Here is a 14525-nt window from a genome sequence, read left to right on the forward strand (position 1 = left end):
CCACGGCGCCGGGCCCCACGGGGCCTGACCCCCCGGAGGGTTCGGCGGCGGCCAGGGTCCGCCGGCCCACGGCGCGGGCTGCCACGGCGCGCGCTGCCACGGGGCGGGCTGCCACGGTGCGGGGGCCCACTGGCCCGGCTCCGGTCGCTGGGTCGGGGGCGGACCGCTGTAGGACTCGTCGCCCGCCGCCGTCCCGGAAGTCGGTTCGCTCATCCGGCGGACTGGCCGGTCAACTCGCGCGCGGCCGCCAGCCGGCCCAGCGTGCGGTCCCTGCCGAGCAGCTCGATCGACTCGTACAGCGGCGGGGAGACCGTGCGGCCGCTCACCGCCACGCGCACCGGACCGAAGGCCTGCCGCGGCTTGCGGCCCAGGCCGTCGACCAGCGCCGTCCTCAGCGCCTCCTCGATCGCGGCCGTCGACCAGTCGGCCAGCTCGGACAGCGCCGTCGTCGCCGCGTCGAGCACCTCGGCGGCGTCCGGCCCGGACAGCTGCTTCTCGGCCGCGGCCGGCTCGATCTCGACGTCGTCGACGAACAGGAAGCGCAGGAGACCCACGGCCTCCGACAGGACGATCATGCGCTCCTGGGCCATGGGGGCGATCGCCGCCAGCACGCGCCGCTGCTCCGCCGTCGGCGGCTCGCTCACCAGACCGGCCGCGGCCAGGTACGGCGTGACCCGCTCGGTGAACTCCTCGACCGGCAGGGCGCGCAGGTGGGTGGCGTTGATCGCCTCGGCCTTCTTGAGGTCGAAGCGCGCGGGGTTGGCGCTCACCCGCGTGACGTCGAAGGCCTCGACCAGCTCCGCCATCGAGAAGATGTCGCGGTCCTCGGCGATCGACCAGCCGAGCAGGGCCAGGTAGTTGACCAGGCCCTCGGGCAGGAACCCGCGCTCCCGGTAGACGTCGAGATTGGACGTGGGGTCGCGCTTGGAGAGCTTCCGGGTGCCCTCGCCGGTGACCAGCGGAAGGTGCCCGAACCGCGGCGTGCCCGAGGCGACCCCGATGTCGGTGAGCGCGGCGTAGAGCGCCAGCTGGCGCGGGGTCGAGGGCAGCAGGTCCTCACCGCGGAGCACGTCGGTGATGCCCATCAGGGCGTCGTCCACGGGGTTGACGAAGGGGTACAGCGGAACGCCGTTGCCCCGGACGAGGACGAAGTCGGGCACTGCGCCCGCCGCGAACCGGACCTCTCCACGGACGAGATCGGTCCACGTCAGGTCCTCGTCGGGCATCTTCAGCCGCAGGACCGGCTCGCGGCCCTCGGCGCGGAAGGCGGCCTTCTGCTCGTCGGTGAGGAAGCGGTCGGCGTTGTCGTAGCCGAGCTTCGGGTCCTGCCCGGCGGCTCGGCGGCGGACGTCGACCTCCTCGTTGGTGGAGAAGGACTCGTAGGCGTGCCCGGCGACGAGCAGCTTCGCGGCCACCTCGCGGTAGATGTCGTGCCGCTCCGACTGCCGGTAGGGCCCGTGTGGTCCGCCGACCTCGGGGCCCTCGTCCCAGTCCAGGCCCAGCCAGCGGAGGGAGTCGAGGAGATGGCGGTAGGACTCCTCGGAGTCGCGGGACGCGTCGGTGTCCTCGATGCGGAAGACGAACGTGCCTCCGGTGTGGCGGGCGTGCGCCCAGTTGAACAGCGCCGTCCGGATCAGCCCGACGTGGACGAGTCCGGTCGGCGACGGGCAGAAGCGGGTGCGCACACCACTCATCGGGCGCCGCCCGCGGTGGAGACGCCCTCGGCCTCGGCGACGGTGTTGGTGAGCGTGCCCAGCCCCTCGATGGAGCACTCCACCCGCTGACCCGGACGGATCGGGCCGACGCCGGACGGCGTCCCGGTGAGGACGACGTCACCGGGGAGCAGCGTCATGACCTGCGAGATGTAGGAGATCAGCGTGGGCAGCCCGAAGATCAGCTGGCTGGTGCGGCCGGACTGGCGCGGTGCGCCGTCGACCGTGCAGCTGATCTCGAGATCGGCCGGGTCCAGCCCCAGCGCGCCGAGATCGGTCTCGATCCAGGGCCCGAGCGGGCAGAAGGAGTCGAAGCCCTTGGCGCGGGTCCACTGCCCGTCGGACTTCTGCATGTCCCGCTCGCTGACGTCGTTGCCGATCGTGTAGCCGAAGACGCTGGCCATGGCCTGCTCCTCGGTCACGTTGCGGGCCCCCCGGGCGCCGATGACGACGCCGAGCTCGACCTCGTGGTGCACGTTGGTGCTGCCCGGCGGGATCCGGATGGCGTCGCCGGGGCCGATCACCGCCGTCGAGGGCTTGAGGAAGATCAGCGGGGCCTTCGGTGCGTCCCCGGTGTCCATCTCCGCGATGTGCTCGGCGTAGTTCTTGCCGATGCAGACCACCTTGCTCGGCAGGATCGGGGACAGCAGCCGGATGTCGGCCTGCGCGTAGCGGGCCCCGGTGAAGGAGATCCGGCCGAACGGGTGGCCCTCGATCTGGGCGACCTGGCCGTCCCCGTCGAGAACGCCGAAGGACATGCCCTGAGGTGAGGCGAAGCGGACGATGCGCACGTCCCGAGGTTAGTCGGGTGCGGTTCCTGCCTACCGTGCCCGTCATGGCCTGCCGCTTCACCGAGCTCGTCGTCGACTGCCGCGACCCGGACACCCTCGCCGCCTTCTGGGCGGCGGTCCTGGACTACCGGGTCCTCTCGCGCGACGAGGACGGCGCCGTCGAGATCGGCCCGGAGGCCGGGTTCGGGGGCCCCGCGCCCACGCTCGTCTTCGGGCCGGTGCCCGACCCGACGCCGGGCAAGGTGCGGCTGCACATCGACCTCAACGCCACCGACCGCGACCAGGACGCCGAGCTGGAGCGCCTGCTCGAGCTCGGCGCGACCCGCGCGGACGTCGGCCAGACCGGCGGGGAGGGCTGGCACGTGCTGGCCGACCCGGAGGGCAACCAGTTCTGCCTGCTCCGGCGCCGGCTCGATCCGTTGTAATACCCGGGTGATCCTCATCGTCGTCAAGTTCCCCGTCCGCCCCGAGCGTGCCGAGGAGTGGTCGGCACTGGCCGCCGGCTACGCCCGCGCCGTCGACGCGGAGGACGGCAGTCTCTTCTTCGAGTGGTCGCGAAGCGTCGGGGAGGCCGAGACCTGGGTCTGCGTCGAGGGCTTCCGCGACGGTGACGCCGGCGCCGCCCACGTGCGGACGCAGGCGTTCAAGGACTTCGTCGAGCGGGCGCCCGACCTCGTCGCCGCGCAGCCGCAGATCATCTACGTCGACGCGCCCGACCTGGCCGGCTGGGGCCCCATGGGCGAGATCCGGCCCCGCGACTGACCCGCGGTCAGGTCCGCGCCGGGGCGCGGTGGCGGACCGCGTAGGTGAGGGCATCCACCAGGGCGTGCCAGGAGGCCTCGACGATGTTCGAGTGGACGCCCACCGTCGTCCACTCCCCCACGCCGTCGGTGGTGTCGATGAGCACCCGCGTGGTCGCGCTGGTGCCGCCCTTCCACCCCAGGATGCGGACCTTGTAGTCGGCCAGCGAGACCTCGGCCAGGTACGGGTGCCGACTCACCAGCGCCTGCCGCAGGGCGTTGTCCAGGGCGTTGACGGGACCGTTGCCCTCCGCGGTGCTGATGATGCGCTCGCCGTCGACGTGCACCTTGACCGTCGCCTCGCTCACGACGACGCCGTTCCCCCAGTGCTCGACCGACGTCTTGTAGCTCTCCAGCTCGAACAGCGGCTCCGGGGCACCCGGCAGCTGGGCGCGGAGCAGGAGCTCGAAGGACGCGTCGGCCGCCTCGAACGACCACCCGTCGGCCTCGAGCACCTTCACCTGGTCCACCACCCGGCCGATGGCGTCCGCCTGCCCGGCGAGGTCCACGCCCAGCTCGCGTCCCTTGAGCTCCACCGATGCCCGCCCGGCCATCTCGGTCACCAGGATCCGCATGTCGTTGCCCACGACCGCCGGATCGAGGTGGTTGTAGAGCTCCGGGCTCACCTTGATCGCGCTGGCGTGCAGCCCGGCCTTGTGCGCGAAGGCCGAGTGACCGACGTAGGGCTGATGGTCGTCGGGGGCGATGTTGGCCAGCTCGGCGATCGCGTGGCTCACCCGCTGCAGCTCCGGCAGGCACTCCGGCGGCACCACGGGCAGGTGCATCTTCACGGCGAGGTTGGCGATCAGCGAGAACGTGTCGGCGTTGCCGGCCCGCTCGCCGTAGCCGTTCGCCGTCCCCTGGACGTGGGTGACCCCGGCCTCGACGGCCGCGAGAGAATTGGCGACGGCGCAGCCGGTGTCGTCCTGGCAGTGGATGCCGAGCTTCCCGCTCACCCGCGCCCGGACGTCGGCGACCACCCGGCCGAGGCCCATCGGCAGCATCCCGCCGTTGGTGTCGCACATGACACCGACCTCGGCCCCGGCGCCGAAGGCGGCCTCCAGCACCCGGACGCCGTAGTCGGGATCGGCCGCGTAGCCGTCGAAGAAGTGCTCGCAGTCGAGGAACACCCGGCGGCCGTGGCCGACGAAGAAGGCCACCGTGTCGGCGACCATCGCGAGGTTCTCCTCGAGCGTCGTCCGCAGGGCCTCCCGGACGTGCCGGACGTCGGACTTGGCGACCAGGCACACCACCGGGGTCTCCGCGTCGAGCAGCGCCCGCACCTGGAGGTCCTCCTCCACGCGGACGCCGGCCTTACGGGTGGCCCCGAAGGCGACGAGCAGGGCGTGGCGGAGCTTGAGCTCGGTGCGCGCTCTGGCGAAGAACTCGGTGTCCTTCGGCAGGGCGCCCGGCCAGCCGCCCTCGATGAAGCCGACACCCACCTCGTCCATCAGGCGGGCCACGGCCAGCTTGTCGGCGACGGAGTAGCTCACGCCTTCGCGCTGGGCCCCGTCGCGCAGGGTCGTGTCGAAGACGTGGAAGTCGGTGCTGGTGCTGGCCACGGTGTTCTCCAGAGCGGTGACGTGTGCGGGCCCGACAAACGAAAAAGACCCCCCGGTTACGGGAGGTCTGCGCGCAGTCGGGGAGCTGACTGCGCGCTAGCTGATGATGATCGAGCCGGTCATGTGCATCGCGCACGAGTAAAGCACGACCGCGCGCGTCGCGAACGCTATGCCCTCTCAGTCCCCGCCGACTCGCTCGGGGCCAGCGGGCGGTGACCCCGGCGACACACGCCGAGCAGGCCCTGGACCAGGACGTCGTCCTCGCCCTGGCCAGGCCCGTCCACGGCGTCACATCGGAGCGGAGCCGTCCTGGTCGCCCGATCCTCCGGCCCGCCCGTCGACATCCGTCGACGACGAGAACTCCCGGTGCGACTCGGGACCGTCGGCCTCGACGAGCAGTCGAAGTGCCGCTTCGACCACCGCCCGCTGACGCGCCCGGTCACCGACCGGGCCGATCGTGCGGCCCATGAGATGGGGCGTGACGAGTACCCGTGGCACACGCAGCCGCCCTGCAACGTGTGCGAAGACCCGGCTGAACACCGACACCGTGGGGATCCCTGCCGCCTCGAGGGCGCGTGCGACGAGTCCGACCGACCCGTGGCACACCGGCTAGGTCGCGACGAGCAGGCAGGCATCCACCCCGTCGGCCCGTAGTCGCTGCGCCCACTCCGGAGCGACCTGCTCCCGAAGCCTCACCTGGGAAGTGGCGCCGGTGAAGGCGAAGTGGTCCTCGGCAAGGACGAACGCGCCCTCGGCCGCCATCTCGCGCAGGACCGCCAGCGGGAAGACGGTCCCCGGATCCCGCTGGGCGGTGCGCGCGTCGTAGCCGGGATGGCGGGCGGTGATCGCTGAGTCCGGCGTGTCCTTCGGGATGACCGAGAGCGTCGGGGCGCCTCGCAGGAAGTCCTTGATCATCGTCAGCGACTCCTGCTGGGTCGGCCCGTCCGGGCCCATCGGGTCGTCGTCGACGCGGAACACTCCGCCCGCCGACATCAGCGCCAGCCGCAGGTTCGCCAGCTCCCCAGGCAACGGAGCGAACGGCGCGTCGTCAACCGTCGGGGCACTGTCCTCCGCATAGGCCGCGACCTGCGCCTCGTACACCGCCTGACCGACCGCAGCCAGGTCCCCCGTGTCGAGGGCCTCTCCCAGCCGGGCCAGGACGCCCGCGACGGCGTCGGCGGCCGGTTCGTCGTCCATCCTGGCCAGGAACTTGAACTGCATGTCCGAGTACCGGCCGTAGTAGAAGGATTTCCGGAAGTCCTCGAACGTCATGGGGTGCTCAGCCATGGCTGTTCCGTTCCTGTCGCTCGATATCCGTCAGGCGGTGTACGTCATCGTCCTGCCCGTGCGCCCGAGGCCTGACACACCCTGCCGTCCCTCCAGCCCGAGCGTCCGAGCATTCGCGGCTCACACGTGGTCGGTCGCGAATCCCTCGAAGATCGCGGCACTGTCCACCGCGTTCGGGTCGGCCACCCGGTCGGCGGCGACCTCCAGCGTCTCCCGCACCGCGGTCATGATCCGTGCGGAGATTCCCGCGGACCGCAGCCCCTCCTCGATGAGGCCGCTGTCCTTGAGTGCTCCGGAGAGGGCGAAGCTCACCGGGTACTCATGGCTGGTCATCGAGCCACCCTTGAGCGTGGCGTACGGGCTGGCGAGGGGGCCGCCTTCGATGGCCGCGAAGAACTCCTGCGGGTCGACGCCGAGCTCGCCCGCGAGCGCGATCGACTGCGCGACGCCCGCGACGAGCATGAGCACCCACGCGTTGCAGGCCAGCTTCAGCCGGCTGCCGGCACCTGCCTCGCCCAGCCAGAGGGTCTTCTTCCCGAGCGCCTCGAACACCGGCGCCAGCCGGGCGCGGGCGCTCTCGCTGCCGGACGCGAGCAGCACCAGCGTCCCGTCCTCGGCCGGCTTCCTGGTGCCGAGGACGGGACAGTCCACCAGCTCCAGGCCGAGTTCGCGGGCGACGGCGATCGTGCGGTCGACGCCTTCCAAGCCCACCGTGGCCGTCTGCAGCCACACCGTGCCGGGAGCCGGTGCGGCCCGGCGGATCGCCTCGATGACTGTGTCGGCGTCGAGGAGGATGGTGAGCACCACGTCGGCGCCGGCTGCGGCGGTGGCCGGTGAGTCGCAGGGCTCCGCCCCCGAGTCGGCCAGTGCCCGCGCCTTGTCGCCGTCCCGGTTCCACACCCGCACGGGAAAGCCCGCCCGGCGCAGGGACCGGACCATGCCGGCCCCCATGGTCCCCGCGCCGAGCACCGCTACAGACGGCATCACTCGACGAGAGCCACGGCCCGGTTCGGGCCGCCGTGCGCACCGATCACCTTGAGCGGGAAGCCGGCGAACGTGAACCGCGTGTTCACGACCTTGTCCAGGTTCGCGAGGTTCTCGTAGTGGGTGATGTGCTCGCGCCGGCACATCATGTGCACCGGGTAGGTCTTGCTGGCCGGGTTGTCCGGCGTCGGGCTGTCCACCCCGAAGGTCTTGACGCCGCGCTCGACGATCCACTCCGCGGCCGACGCGCCCAGGCCCGCGAAGTCGGTCAGGTAGCGCTTGTCCCCGGCGAACTTGTTCCAGGTGCCGGTGTGGAAGAGCACGATGTCGCCCCGGCGGACGTCCACCGGCGACTCGGCCTCGATGCGGTCCAGGTCCTCGGCGGTGATGTCGGTCTGCGGCTCGAAGGACGTCACGTCGAGGCACACCGCGGTCCCGTAGAACAGCTCGAGCGGCATCTGGTCGATCGTCTCCGCGCCCTCGGCAGGGTCGAGGTGGGAGAAGGAGTCGACGTGGGTCGGGCCGTTGTCGTTGAGGATGAAGCCGGTGGTCTGGAAGGAGAAGCCGCCCTCGAACCGCGGGGCGGTCTCCTCGTGCGTGACGTGCTCGAACTGGACGGTCTTGAGGTGCCCCGGGTAGACCTTCATGCCCTCGTAGATGTCCTGCGACAGGTCGATGATCTGCATGCTCGCTCCTCGTGGATGGGGGTGCTGGGCCGAACCCCCGGCCAGTGCCGGGGAAGACATGGTCAGTGGATCGTGTCGGGCACCTGACGGGCCCGCCATGTGCGGGACGACATCGGGCAGGTCACTCCTCTGTCGGTCCGGCCAATCACGAGGGCCGGTCCAGCCGCTCGACGGCGCCGCTCATCGCCGAGCGCGTGATGGCCTCGAAGGCGCGGACGGTCGACCGGATCTCCGCCGTCGTCACCGGGTAGCTGCCCTCCCCCTCGATCGACGCGGCGAAGCGCTCCAGGTTGTCCCGCACCGCGGCGTTCGGGGCGACGACCCGCTCCTCCCGCTCGCCGCCCCGGCGCACCGTGGTGACGTCCCAGCCGGTGGGGTTCTCGGGATGGCTGCGGTCGCGGATCTCCATCCACCCCTCGGACCCGAGGACACAGATCCGGCCGATGAAAGGGGTGGTCAGGATGGCGGTGATGCTGGCCGTCGCACCGCCGTCGAAGCCGAGAGTGACCGACAGGGTGTCCCCGTTGCCGAACGTCGTGGCGCGGGTGGAGAGCCTCGCCCACACCTCGGTCGGCTCCCCGAGGATGCTGACGGCGAGGTCGACCAGGTGGATGCCGGTGGCCGACAGCGGCCCGACCGGGGCGAGCTCCGGGGACAGCCGCCAGTTGTCCGGCGGGAGCGACAGGAACTTGTCCTGGCTGAAGTTGCCCTCGAACACCAGCGGGATCCCGAATTCCCCCGACCGGCACCGCTCCTGCAGCTCCATCACGGCCGGCTCGAACCGCCGCTCGTGACCGATACCGAGCGCGACCCCGGCAGCCCGGACCGCGTCGAGGGCGATGTCGGCCTCGGCGACCGAGGTCGTGAACGGCTTCTCGCAGAACACGTGCTTGCCGGCCTCGGCGGCCGCCACGATCTGCTCCGCGTGGAATCGGTGCGGGGAGCACAGGAGCACCGCGTCGATGGCGGGGTCGCGGAGCGCCTCGGCCAGATCGGCCGTGACGGCCAGGCCCCGTTCGCGGGCCCACTCCCGACCAGCCGGCTCCGGATCCACCCCGAGGACCGGGCGGAGCCGCTCGCTGTCGGTCAGCAGCCCGACGATGGTGCGGCCCCACCAGCCCAGACCGACGACGGCTACGTCCAGCAACGGTTCCTCCCGGTCCTCGGGTGAATGGTCTCGGGTGGTGCGGTCCGTCCCGCGGATCAGCCGTCGAGCTTGAGGAGCTTCGAGGCGGTCGCGCTGCGGATGAGCTCCTTGTCCTCGTCGCTGACTCCGCGGACGCCGTCGATCTGACCGAGCGGGTCGTAGTGGCCCATGTCGAAGGGGTAGTCGGTGCCGATGACGACGTGGTCGACGCCCATCTGCTGGATGAGGAACTCCAGGTGCACCGAGTCGAACACCAGGCAGTCGACGAACACCTGCTTCAGATAGGTGCTCGGGGCCCGCGTGATGTGGTGGCGTCCCTCGGGGCGCTGCTCGTAGGAGTGGTCGATCCGGGAGGAGTAGAACGGCAGGAAGCCACCGCCATGGACCAGGACGAGCTTGAGGGCCGGGTGGTCCTCGAGCACGCCGCCGTGGATGATTCGGTTGATCGCGATCGTGGTGTCCAGCGGGTTGCCGATCACGTTGGTCATGTAGTACTTCTGCAGCCGCTGCCCGTGGGTGAAGCCGTTCGGGTGGAGCATGACCGGGACGTCGAGCTCCTCGGCCTTGGCGAAGAACGGACGGAAGCGGGGGTCGTCCAGGTCCAGGCCGAAGACGTTGGTGTTGATCTCCACGCCGCGGAAGTTCAGCTCCCGGATGCAGTGCTCGAGCTCCTTGACCGCCGACGACACGTCCTGCAGGGGAACGGTGGCCAGGCCCACGAACCGGTCGGGGTTGTCCTCGACCATGGATGCGAGATTCTCGTTCTGCATCCGGGCGAGCTTCCGGCCGAGCTCGACGTCGGTCCAGTAGTAGTACTGCGGCGGCGCCACCGAGATGGCCTGCACGTCGATGCCCATGGCGTCCATGTCCGCGATCCGCACCGCGGGGTCGGTGGCCTTCGGGAAGATCGCCGCCGTGTGGCCGGCCTGGTACTCGTTGGTCTCCTTGCCCGCCCAGAAGGAGAAGGGCTCGTACTCCGGCTCCATCAGGCCCTTGACCAGCTCGAGGCAGGCCGGGGTGACGACGTGGGCGTGGATGTCCACGGTGCGGCCGTTGGTCCCGCTCATGGGTGGGGATGTCCTCTCGGTGGGGTGAACAGTGGTGGTCAGGATGTGGCGGCGTAGACGTCCGGCGCCCACGGGAGGCCGGCGCCGGCGTACTTCGCCGCCCGCACGTCGCCGGAGCGCGCGTGGCCCTCGAACAGCTCGATGCGCGACGCCCGTCCGCAGAGCTCACCGAGGGCCGCACTCGCTGCCCGGTCGGTGACCTCCTGGTAGGTGACCGTGCGGAGGTACTTCCCGACCCACAGGCCGCCGGTGTACCGAGCAGCGCCACGGGTGGGCAGGACGTGGTTGGTCCCGATGCACTTGTCCCCGTAGGAGACGCAGGTGCCCTCCCCCAGGAAGAGCGCACCGTAGTGGCGCATCTTCTCCAGGGCCTCGCGCGGCCGCTCGGTGAGGATCTGGACGTGCTCGCTGGCGAACTCGTCCGCCAGCCGGTAGGCCTCGTCCAGGTCGTCGACGACGTGCACCTGCCCGTGGTCGCGCCACGCGGGGCCGGCCATGTCGTTGGTGGGCATGTCGGGGAGCAGCCGGTCGATGTGTGCCATCGCGGCGCGGGCGACGTCCTCCGACGTGGTGATCAGCACCGCCGGTGAGTCGGGACCGTGCTCGGCCTGGCTGAGCAGGTCGACGGCGACGACGAACGGGTCGGCAGCGTCGTCCGCGACGACGAGGATCTCGGTCGGGCCGGCGAACAGGTCGATCCCCACCTCGCCGAACAGCTGACGCTTCGCCTCCGCCACGTAGGCGTTCCCCGGGCCGGCGAGGAGGTCGACCTTTCCGATGGTCTCGGTCCCCACGGCCATCGCGGCGATCGCCTGCACGCCGCCGAGCAGGAAGATGTCGTCGGCGCCGGCGAGGTGCATGGCTGCGATGGTCGCACCGGGGATCTCCCCCCGGATGGGCGGAGTGCAGGCCGTCACCCGCTCGACGCCGGCCACCTTCGCGGTCACGACGGTCATGTGCGCCGATGCGGTCAGGGGGTAGCGCCCACCGGGGATGTAGGCCCCGGTGGCGGTGATGGGGAGATGCTTCTGCCCCAGGAACACGCCGGGCTGGGTCTCCACCTCGAACGCGCGCATCGACTCGAGCTGGTGCTGCGCGAAGGTCCGCACGTTGGCCTGCACGGTGCGCAGGTCGTCGAGGACCTCGGTCGGCACCGTCGCGACGATCCGTTCGATCTCCTCGGGGCCGAGGCGGAAGCTCTCCGGCGACCAGTGGTCGAACTTCTCCGAGTAGTGGCGGACGGCGGCGTCGCCCCGCTGGCGCACGTCCTCGATGACCCCGGCGACCACCTCGGCCACGTCGGATCGTTCCTGGCGCAGCGTCGCGTTGGACGCCGTCTGCTTCAGCTGCCGGCTCATAGAGGACTCCATGTCACGTCGGGATCACGATCCTGTTGTGCATACCTAGTCATGTCAAGGCCGCCGGGGGTCTTCCGTGGAGCTCGGCACCGTTCTCCGCCGCCAGGCACGGCAAAAGCGCAGGTCAGCTCGTATACGACCGCGCAGCCTCCGGGTAGCAGCGGAGAGCACGATCTGATGACGACACCAGGGACTGCTTGACGTATTCATGTGCGGGGAGGCACAGTGCCGCCCGTATACGTGGGCTGGATCACACCAGTTCCCGCAGCACATGGCTTCACCCATGCAGGACGCGGTGTGCGTCCCACGAGAGAGGCAGGAACATGGGGATCACCTCAGGGGGCACGCGGGCGGGACGGCTGCGTTGTGTGGCCGGGCTCGCCGTGCTCGCGGTTACGGCGTCGGCGTGCGCATCGGGCGGTGGCTCAGGCCAGGTAGCCGGCGAGGCCGAGGACGCCAACGGCGTCGTCAACATGGTCATGGCGCCGGACGCGGTCTGGAAGTGGCTCGACGACAACGGCATCAAGCAGGAGATGGAGGAGGAGGCCGGCATCCAGGTCCTCACCTCCTCGTCCTGGGACGAGTTCGGCGTCTTCGCCGGCGGCCACGCCGACGTCGTCTCCGCGGCCACCTACGAGGCACCCGACCTCGCCGACGCCATCAAGGAGCCGGCCGCCGTCTTCGGGCGGTACAACGCCGACCGCAGCCTGCTCGGCGTGGCTCCCGGCTCCCCGTACCAGGACCTCTGCGACCTGGAGGGCAAGAAGATCGCCACCTTCACCGCGGTCAGCATCACGCTGGTGTGGGGCATGTACGCCAAGGAGATGTGCGGCCTCGACCTGAAGGCCGGCGGCGGTGACTACGAGCTCGTCGTCACCGACATCCAGAACCTCGGCGACCTGGTCGCGCGCGGTGACGCCGACGCCTGCCTGTGCCTGCCCGACTTCGCCCTGCCGCAGCTCGTTGCGGGCACCGTCACGCCGCTGTACGAGGGCAAGTCGGCCGCGCAGCTGTGGTCGGAGAACTTCGGCAGCAACCCCGACGACATCACGCACCCGCAGACCAACGTCTTCGTGGCCCGTGAGGCCTGGGTCGAGAAGAACCCCGAGGAGGCGGCCTTCCTCCTGGCGCTCTGGGAGCGCGGTCTGGAGGAGTGGCGGGCGAACCGGGACGAGATCATCTCGACCTACCCCGAGGACTTCGGCGTCACCTCCCCCGAGGAGCAGGCCTACCTCATCAACCACCTCGACACGGTCTACGACTGGTACGTCGACTCGGTGTACCTCGAGGACCAGTGGGTGAGCGAGGAGAAGGAGATCTTCGAGTTCATGCGCGAGACCGGCTTCATGGAGAAGGACGTCGAAGACCCGGTGTTCACCACCGTCGAGCCCACCTCCTGATCCCGACCGTCCAAAGGGGGACGTGACTCATGTCGAATCCCGTGATCGAGGCGCCCCCCACGGCGCCGGCGGTCACCTGGCAGGAGGGCGAGCAGCTCGCCCGCCGTGCGTCCTCGCGACGCAGGGCGAAGCGGCTCGTCCTCCTGGCAGCCGGATGGGTAGCGATGCTGCTCGTCTGGAACGTGGCCGCGTACTACCTCCCGGCGGGGGTCCTTCCCTCCCCCCTCGAGGTGCTGATCGTCATGTGGGAGATCGTCGCCAGCGGTGCCTTTGCGGCGAACTTCTTCGCCAGCGTCGGCAAGACGTTCGTCGGGTTCCTGGTGGCTATCGCCGTGGGTGCCCCGATCGGCTATCTCATGGGCCGGTACACCTACTGGCGGGCGTTCTTCCACGACGGCGTGACCGTGGCGGGCACCATCCCCGCGCTGACCTACGCCGTCCTGTCGCTGATCATCTTCGGGATCTCCGACCTCGGGCCGATCCTGTCGGTCGCCCTGGTCTCGGTGCCCTACATCGCGATCAACGTCGCGGAGGGCGTCCGGGGTGTCGACCAGTCGCTGGTCAAGATGAGCCAGGCGTTCGGGCGTTCGCCCCAGCAGATCCGCCGGGACGTCTTCATCCCCACCCTGGTGCCGTACATCTTCGCCGCGATCCGCATGTCCTTCGCGGTCGCCTGGAAGGTCGAGGCGCTCACCGAGGTGTTCGGCGGCACGAACGGCGTCGGCTTCCAGATCCGCAGCGAGTACCAGCTGTTCAACATCGACGGTGTGCTGGCGTGGATGTGCCTGTTCATCGTCTTCATGCTGATCATCGAGCGCCTGGTGCTGCGCCAGTTCGAGAACCGCGTCCTGGCCTGGCGGCCCGAGGAGAGGGTGGGCCGATGACCGCGACGGCAACGCAACGCCGATCGTCGGAGGAGCAGGCGTCGGGGACGTCGGCCTGGCGGCGGAGGGTCACCTCCGAGCCCGCGGCCCGCGTCACCTTCTACATCACGGCCTTCCTGATCTGGGTCGGACTGGCCGCGATGTTCGTCCGGGTACCGGGGCCGGCCGCCGTGACGGCCTCCCTGGTCAAGGAGTTCTCCCGCGGGGAGGTGTTCAGCAACTTCGCCGACACCTTCTACCGCTTCGCGGTCGGCGTCTTCCTGTCCGTGGTGGTGGGGCTCGCGATCGGCGTGATCATGGGCATGTCCGGCCTGGCCCGCGCCTTCTTCGAGAGCCCGGTCCTGGTCGGTCTGTCCATCCCGGCCATCATCTGGGCGTTCCTGACGGTGATGTGGTTCGGGTTCGGGGACACGTCGCCCATCGTGACGACGTTCCTCACCGCGGTCCCGTTCGTGATCATCAACGTCGCCCAGGGCGTCCAGGGAGTCTCGCGGGACCTCCGGGACATGTCGTCGTCGTACGGGGTGCCGCTCGGCCGTAGGGTCAAGGACCTGATCCTGCCGGCGGTCGCGGGCTACGTCCTGGCCGGTGTCCGCTTCGCGGTCATCATCGGCTGGAACGGCGTCCTCCTCGCGGAGTGGTTCGGCGGCTCCGGGGGCGCCGGCTTCCGGGCCCGCTACTGGTACGACGCCAACCAGTTCGCCGGGTTCGCGGCGTGGGTGATCCTGTTCGTGATCGTGATCGTCGTGCTCGACCAGCTCCTCTTCGAGCGGGCCGCACGCCGGGCGTTCCGCTGGCGCGACGCCGGCCACTGACGCCCGTACCGAGTTGCGGGGGCGCCGCGTCC

At 70.4% G+C, this 14525-nt stretch carries 15 protein-coding genes; 5 read left to right on the forward strand and 10 right to left on the reverse strand.

Annotated features, from left to right (window positions below; all coding sequences use genetic code 11):
* Window positions 1-209: 209 nt before the first annotated feature.
* Both gltX and E4P39_RS20325 read right to left on the reverse strand, forming a co-directional pair.
* Window positions 210-1694: a glutamate--tRNA ligase gene (gene gltX, locus E4P39_RS20320; RefSeq protein WP_135138409.1), complete on the reverse strand. Its 1485-nt coding sequence runs from the start codon at window positions 1692-1694 to the stop codon at window positions 210-212.
* A complete protein-coding gene (locus E4P39_RS20325; protein WP_135138410.1) occupies window positions 1691-2503 on the reverse strand; it encodes a fumarylacetoacetate hydrolase family protein in 813 nt (270 codons plus the stop codon). Before E4P39_RS20325 ends, gltX begins: the two co-directional genes overlap by 4 nt.
* 17 nt (window positions 2504-2520) lie before the next feature.
* On the opposite strand from E4P39_RS20325, the gene E4P39_RS20330 reads away from it, so the two are divergent.
* Both E4P39_RS20330 and E4P39_RS20335 read left to right on the forward strand, forming a co-directional pair.
* Complete coding sequence (locus tag E4P39_RS20330; RefSeq protein ID WP_245159992.1) at window positions 2521-2928, forward strand: VOC family protein; 408 nt, start codon at window positions 2521-2523, stop codon at window positions 2926-2928.
* Window positions 2929-2935: 7 nt separating this feature from the next.
* Complete coding sequence (locus tag E4P39_RS20335) at window positions 2936-3265, forward strand: putative quinol monooxygenase (RefSeq protein ID WP_135138411.1); 330 nt, start codon at window positions 2936-2938, stop codon at window positions 3263-3265.
* Window positions 3266-3272: 7 nt separating this feature from the next.
* On the opposite strand, the gene cimA is transcribed toward E4P39_RS20335, so the two are convergent.
* From cimA to hisD, 8 genes are all read right to left on the reverse strand, one after another.
* Window positions 3273-4865, reverse strand: a complete 1593-nt coding sequence (cimA, locus tag E4P39_RS20340) for a citramalate synthase (protein ID WP_135138412.1) — start codon at window positions 4863-4865, stop codon at window positions 3273-3275.
* A 288-nt stretch (window positions 4866-5153) separates the two neighbouring features.
* Complete coding sequence (locus tag E4P39_RS20345) at window positions 5154-5333, reverse strand: hypothetical protein (RefSeq protein WP_135138413.1); 180 nt, start codon at window positions 5331-5333, stop codon at window positions 5154-5156.
* A gap of 141 nt (window positions 5334-5474) precedes the next feature.
* Window positions 5475-6152, reverse strand: coding sequence for a glycine/sarcosine/betaine reductase selenoprotein B family protein (locus E4P39_RS20350; RefSeq protein WP_135138414.1), 678 nt, complete (start codon window positions 6150-6152; stop codon window positions 5475-5477).
* Between the two features lie 120 nt (window positions 6153-6272).
* Entirely contained in the window at window positions 6273-7136 is an 864-nt protein-coding gene (locus tag E4P39_RS20355) for an NAD(P)-dependent oxidoreductase (RefSeq protein WP_135138415.1), read from the reverse strand.
* Entirely contained in the window at window positions 7136-7822 is a 687-nt protein-coding gene (locus E4P39_RS20360; protein WP_167762007.1) for a cyclase family protein, read from the reverse strand. Before E4P39_RS20360 ends, E4P39_RS20355 begins: the two co-directional genes overlap by 1 nt.
* A 145-nt stretch (window positions 7823-7967) precedes the next feature.
* Window positions 7968-8969, reverse strand: a complete 1002-nt coding sequence (locus E4P39_RS20365; RefSeq protein ID WP_135138417.1) for a Gfo/Idh/MocA family oxidoreductase — start codon at window positions 8967-8969, stop codon at window positions 7968-7970.
* Between the two features lie 56 nt (window positions 8970-9025).
* Complete coding sequence (locus E4P39_RS20370) at window positions 9026-10036, reverse strand: amidohydrolase family protein (protein ID WP_135138418.1); 1011 nt, start codon at window positions 10034-10036, stop codon at window positions 9026-9028.
* Between the two features lie 38 nt (window positions 10037-10074).
* Complete coding sequence (hisD, locus tag E4P39_RS20375; RefSeq protein WP_135138419.1) at window positions 10075-11394, reverse strand: histidinol dehydrogenase; 1320 nt, start codon at window positions 11392-11394, stop codon at window positions 10075-10077.
* Window positions 11395-11762: 368 nt separating this feature from the next.
* Here hisD and E4P39_RS20380 point away from each other — a divergent pair, with 368 nt between their 5' ends.
* From E4P39_RS20380 to E4P39_RS20390, 3 genes are read left to right on the forward strand one after another with little or no spacing between them, the layout of a single operon-like run.
* Window positions 11763-12794, forward strand: coding sequence for an ABC transporter substrate-binding protein (locus tag E4P39_RS20380; protein WP_135138420.1), 1032 nt, complete (start codon window positions 11763-11765; stop codon window positions 12792-12794).
* Between the two features lie 29 nt (window positions 12795-12823).
* Entirely contained in the window at window positions 12824-13678 is an 855-nt protein-coding gene (locus E4P39_RS20385) for an ABC transporter permease (RefSeq protein WP_135138421.1), read from the forward strand.
* Window positions 13675-14493: an ABC transporter permease subunit gene (locus tag E4P39_RS20390; protein ID WP_135138422.1), complete on the forward strand. Its 819-nt coding sequence runs from the start codon at window positions 13675-13677 to the stop codon at window positions 14491-14493. The genes E4P39_RS20385 and E4P39_RS20390 overlap by 4 nt, the downstream gene beginning before the upstream one ends.
* The last annotated feature ends 32 nt before the right edge of the window (window positions 14494-14525 follow it).

It is taken from the genome of Blastococcus sp. CT_GayMR19, from assembly GCF_004570385.1.
GTDB lineage: Bacteria > Actinomycetota > Actinomycetes > Mycobacteriales > Geodermatophilaceae > Blastococcus_B.

Bases quoted from the DNA above. Each gene is read 5' to 3' on its own strand.
- gltX (WP_135138409.1), bottom strand. From the start codon at position 1,694: ATGAGTGGTGTGCGCACCCGCTTCTGCCCGTCGCCGACCGGACTCGTC.
- E4P39_RS20345 (WP_135138413.1), bottom strand. From the start codon at position 5,333: ATGGGCCGCACGATCGGCCCGGTCGGTGACCGGGCGCGTCAGCGGGCG.
- E4P39_RS20350 (WP_135138414.1), bottom strand. From the start codon at position 6,152: ATGGCTGAGCACCCCATGACGTTCGAGGACTTCCGGAAATCCTTCTAC.
- E4P39_RS20355 (WP_135138415.1), bottom strand. From the start codon at position 7,136: ATGCCGTCTGTAGCGGTGCTCGGCGCGGGGACCATGGGGGCCGGCATG.
- E4P39_RS20360 (WP_167762007.1), bottom strand. From the start codon at position 7,822: ATGCAGATCATCGACCTGTCGCAGGACATCTACGAGGGCATGAAGGTC.
- E4P39_RS20370 (WP_135138418.1), bottom strand. From the start codon at position 10,036: ATGAGCGGGACCAACGGCCGCACCGTGGACATCCACGCCCACGTCGTC.
- hisD (WP_135138419.1), bottom strand. From the start codon at position 11,394: ATGAGCCGGCAGCTGAAGCAGACGGCGTCCAACGCGACGCTGCGCCAG.
- E4P39_RS20385 (WP_135138421.1), top strand. From the start codon at position 12,824: ATGTCGAATCCCGTGATCGAGGCGCCCCCCACGGCGCCGGCGGTCACC.
- E4P39_RS20390 (WP_135138422.1), top strand. From the start codon at position 13,675: ATGACCGCGACGGCAACGCAACGCCGATCGTCGGAGGAGCAGGCGTCG.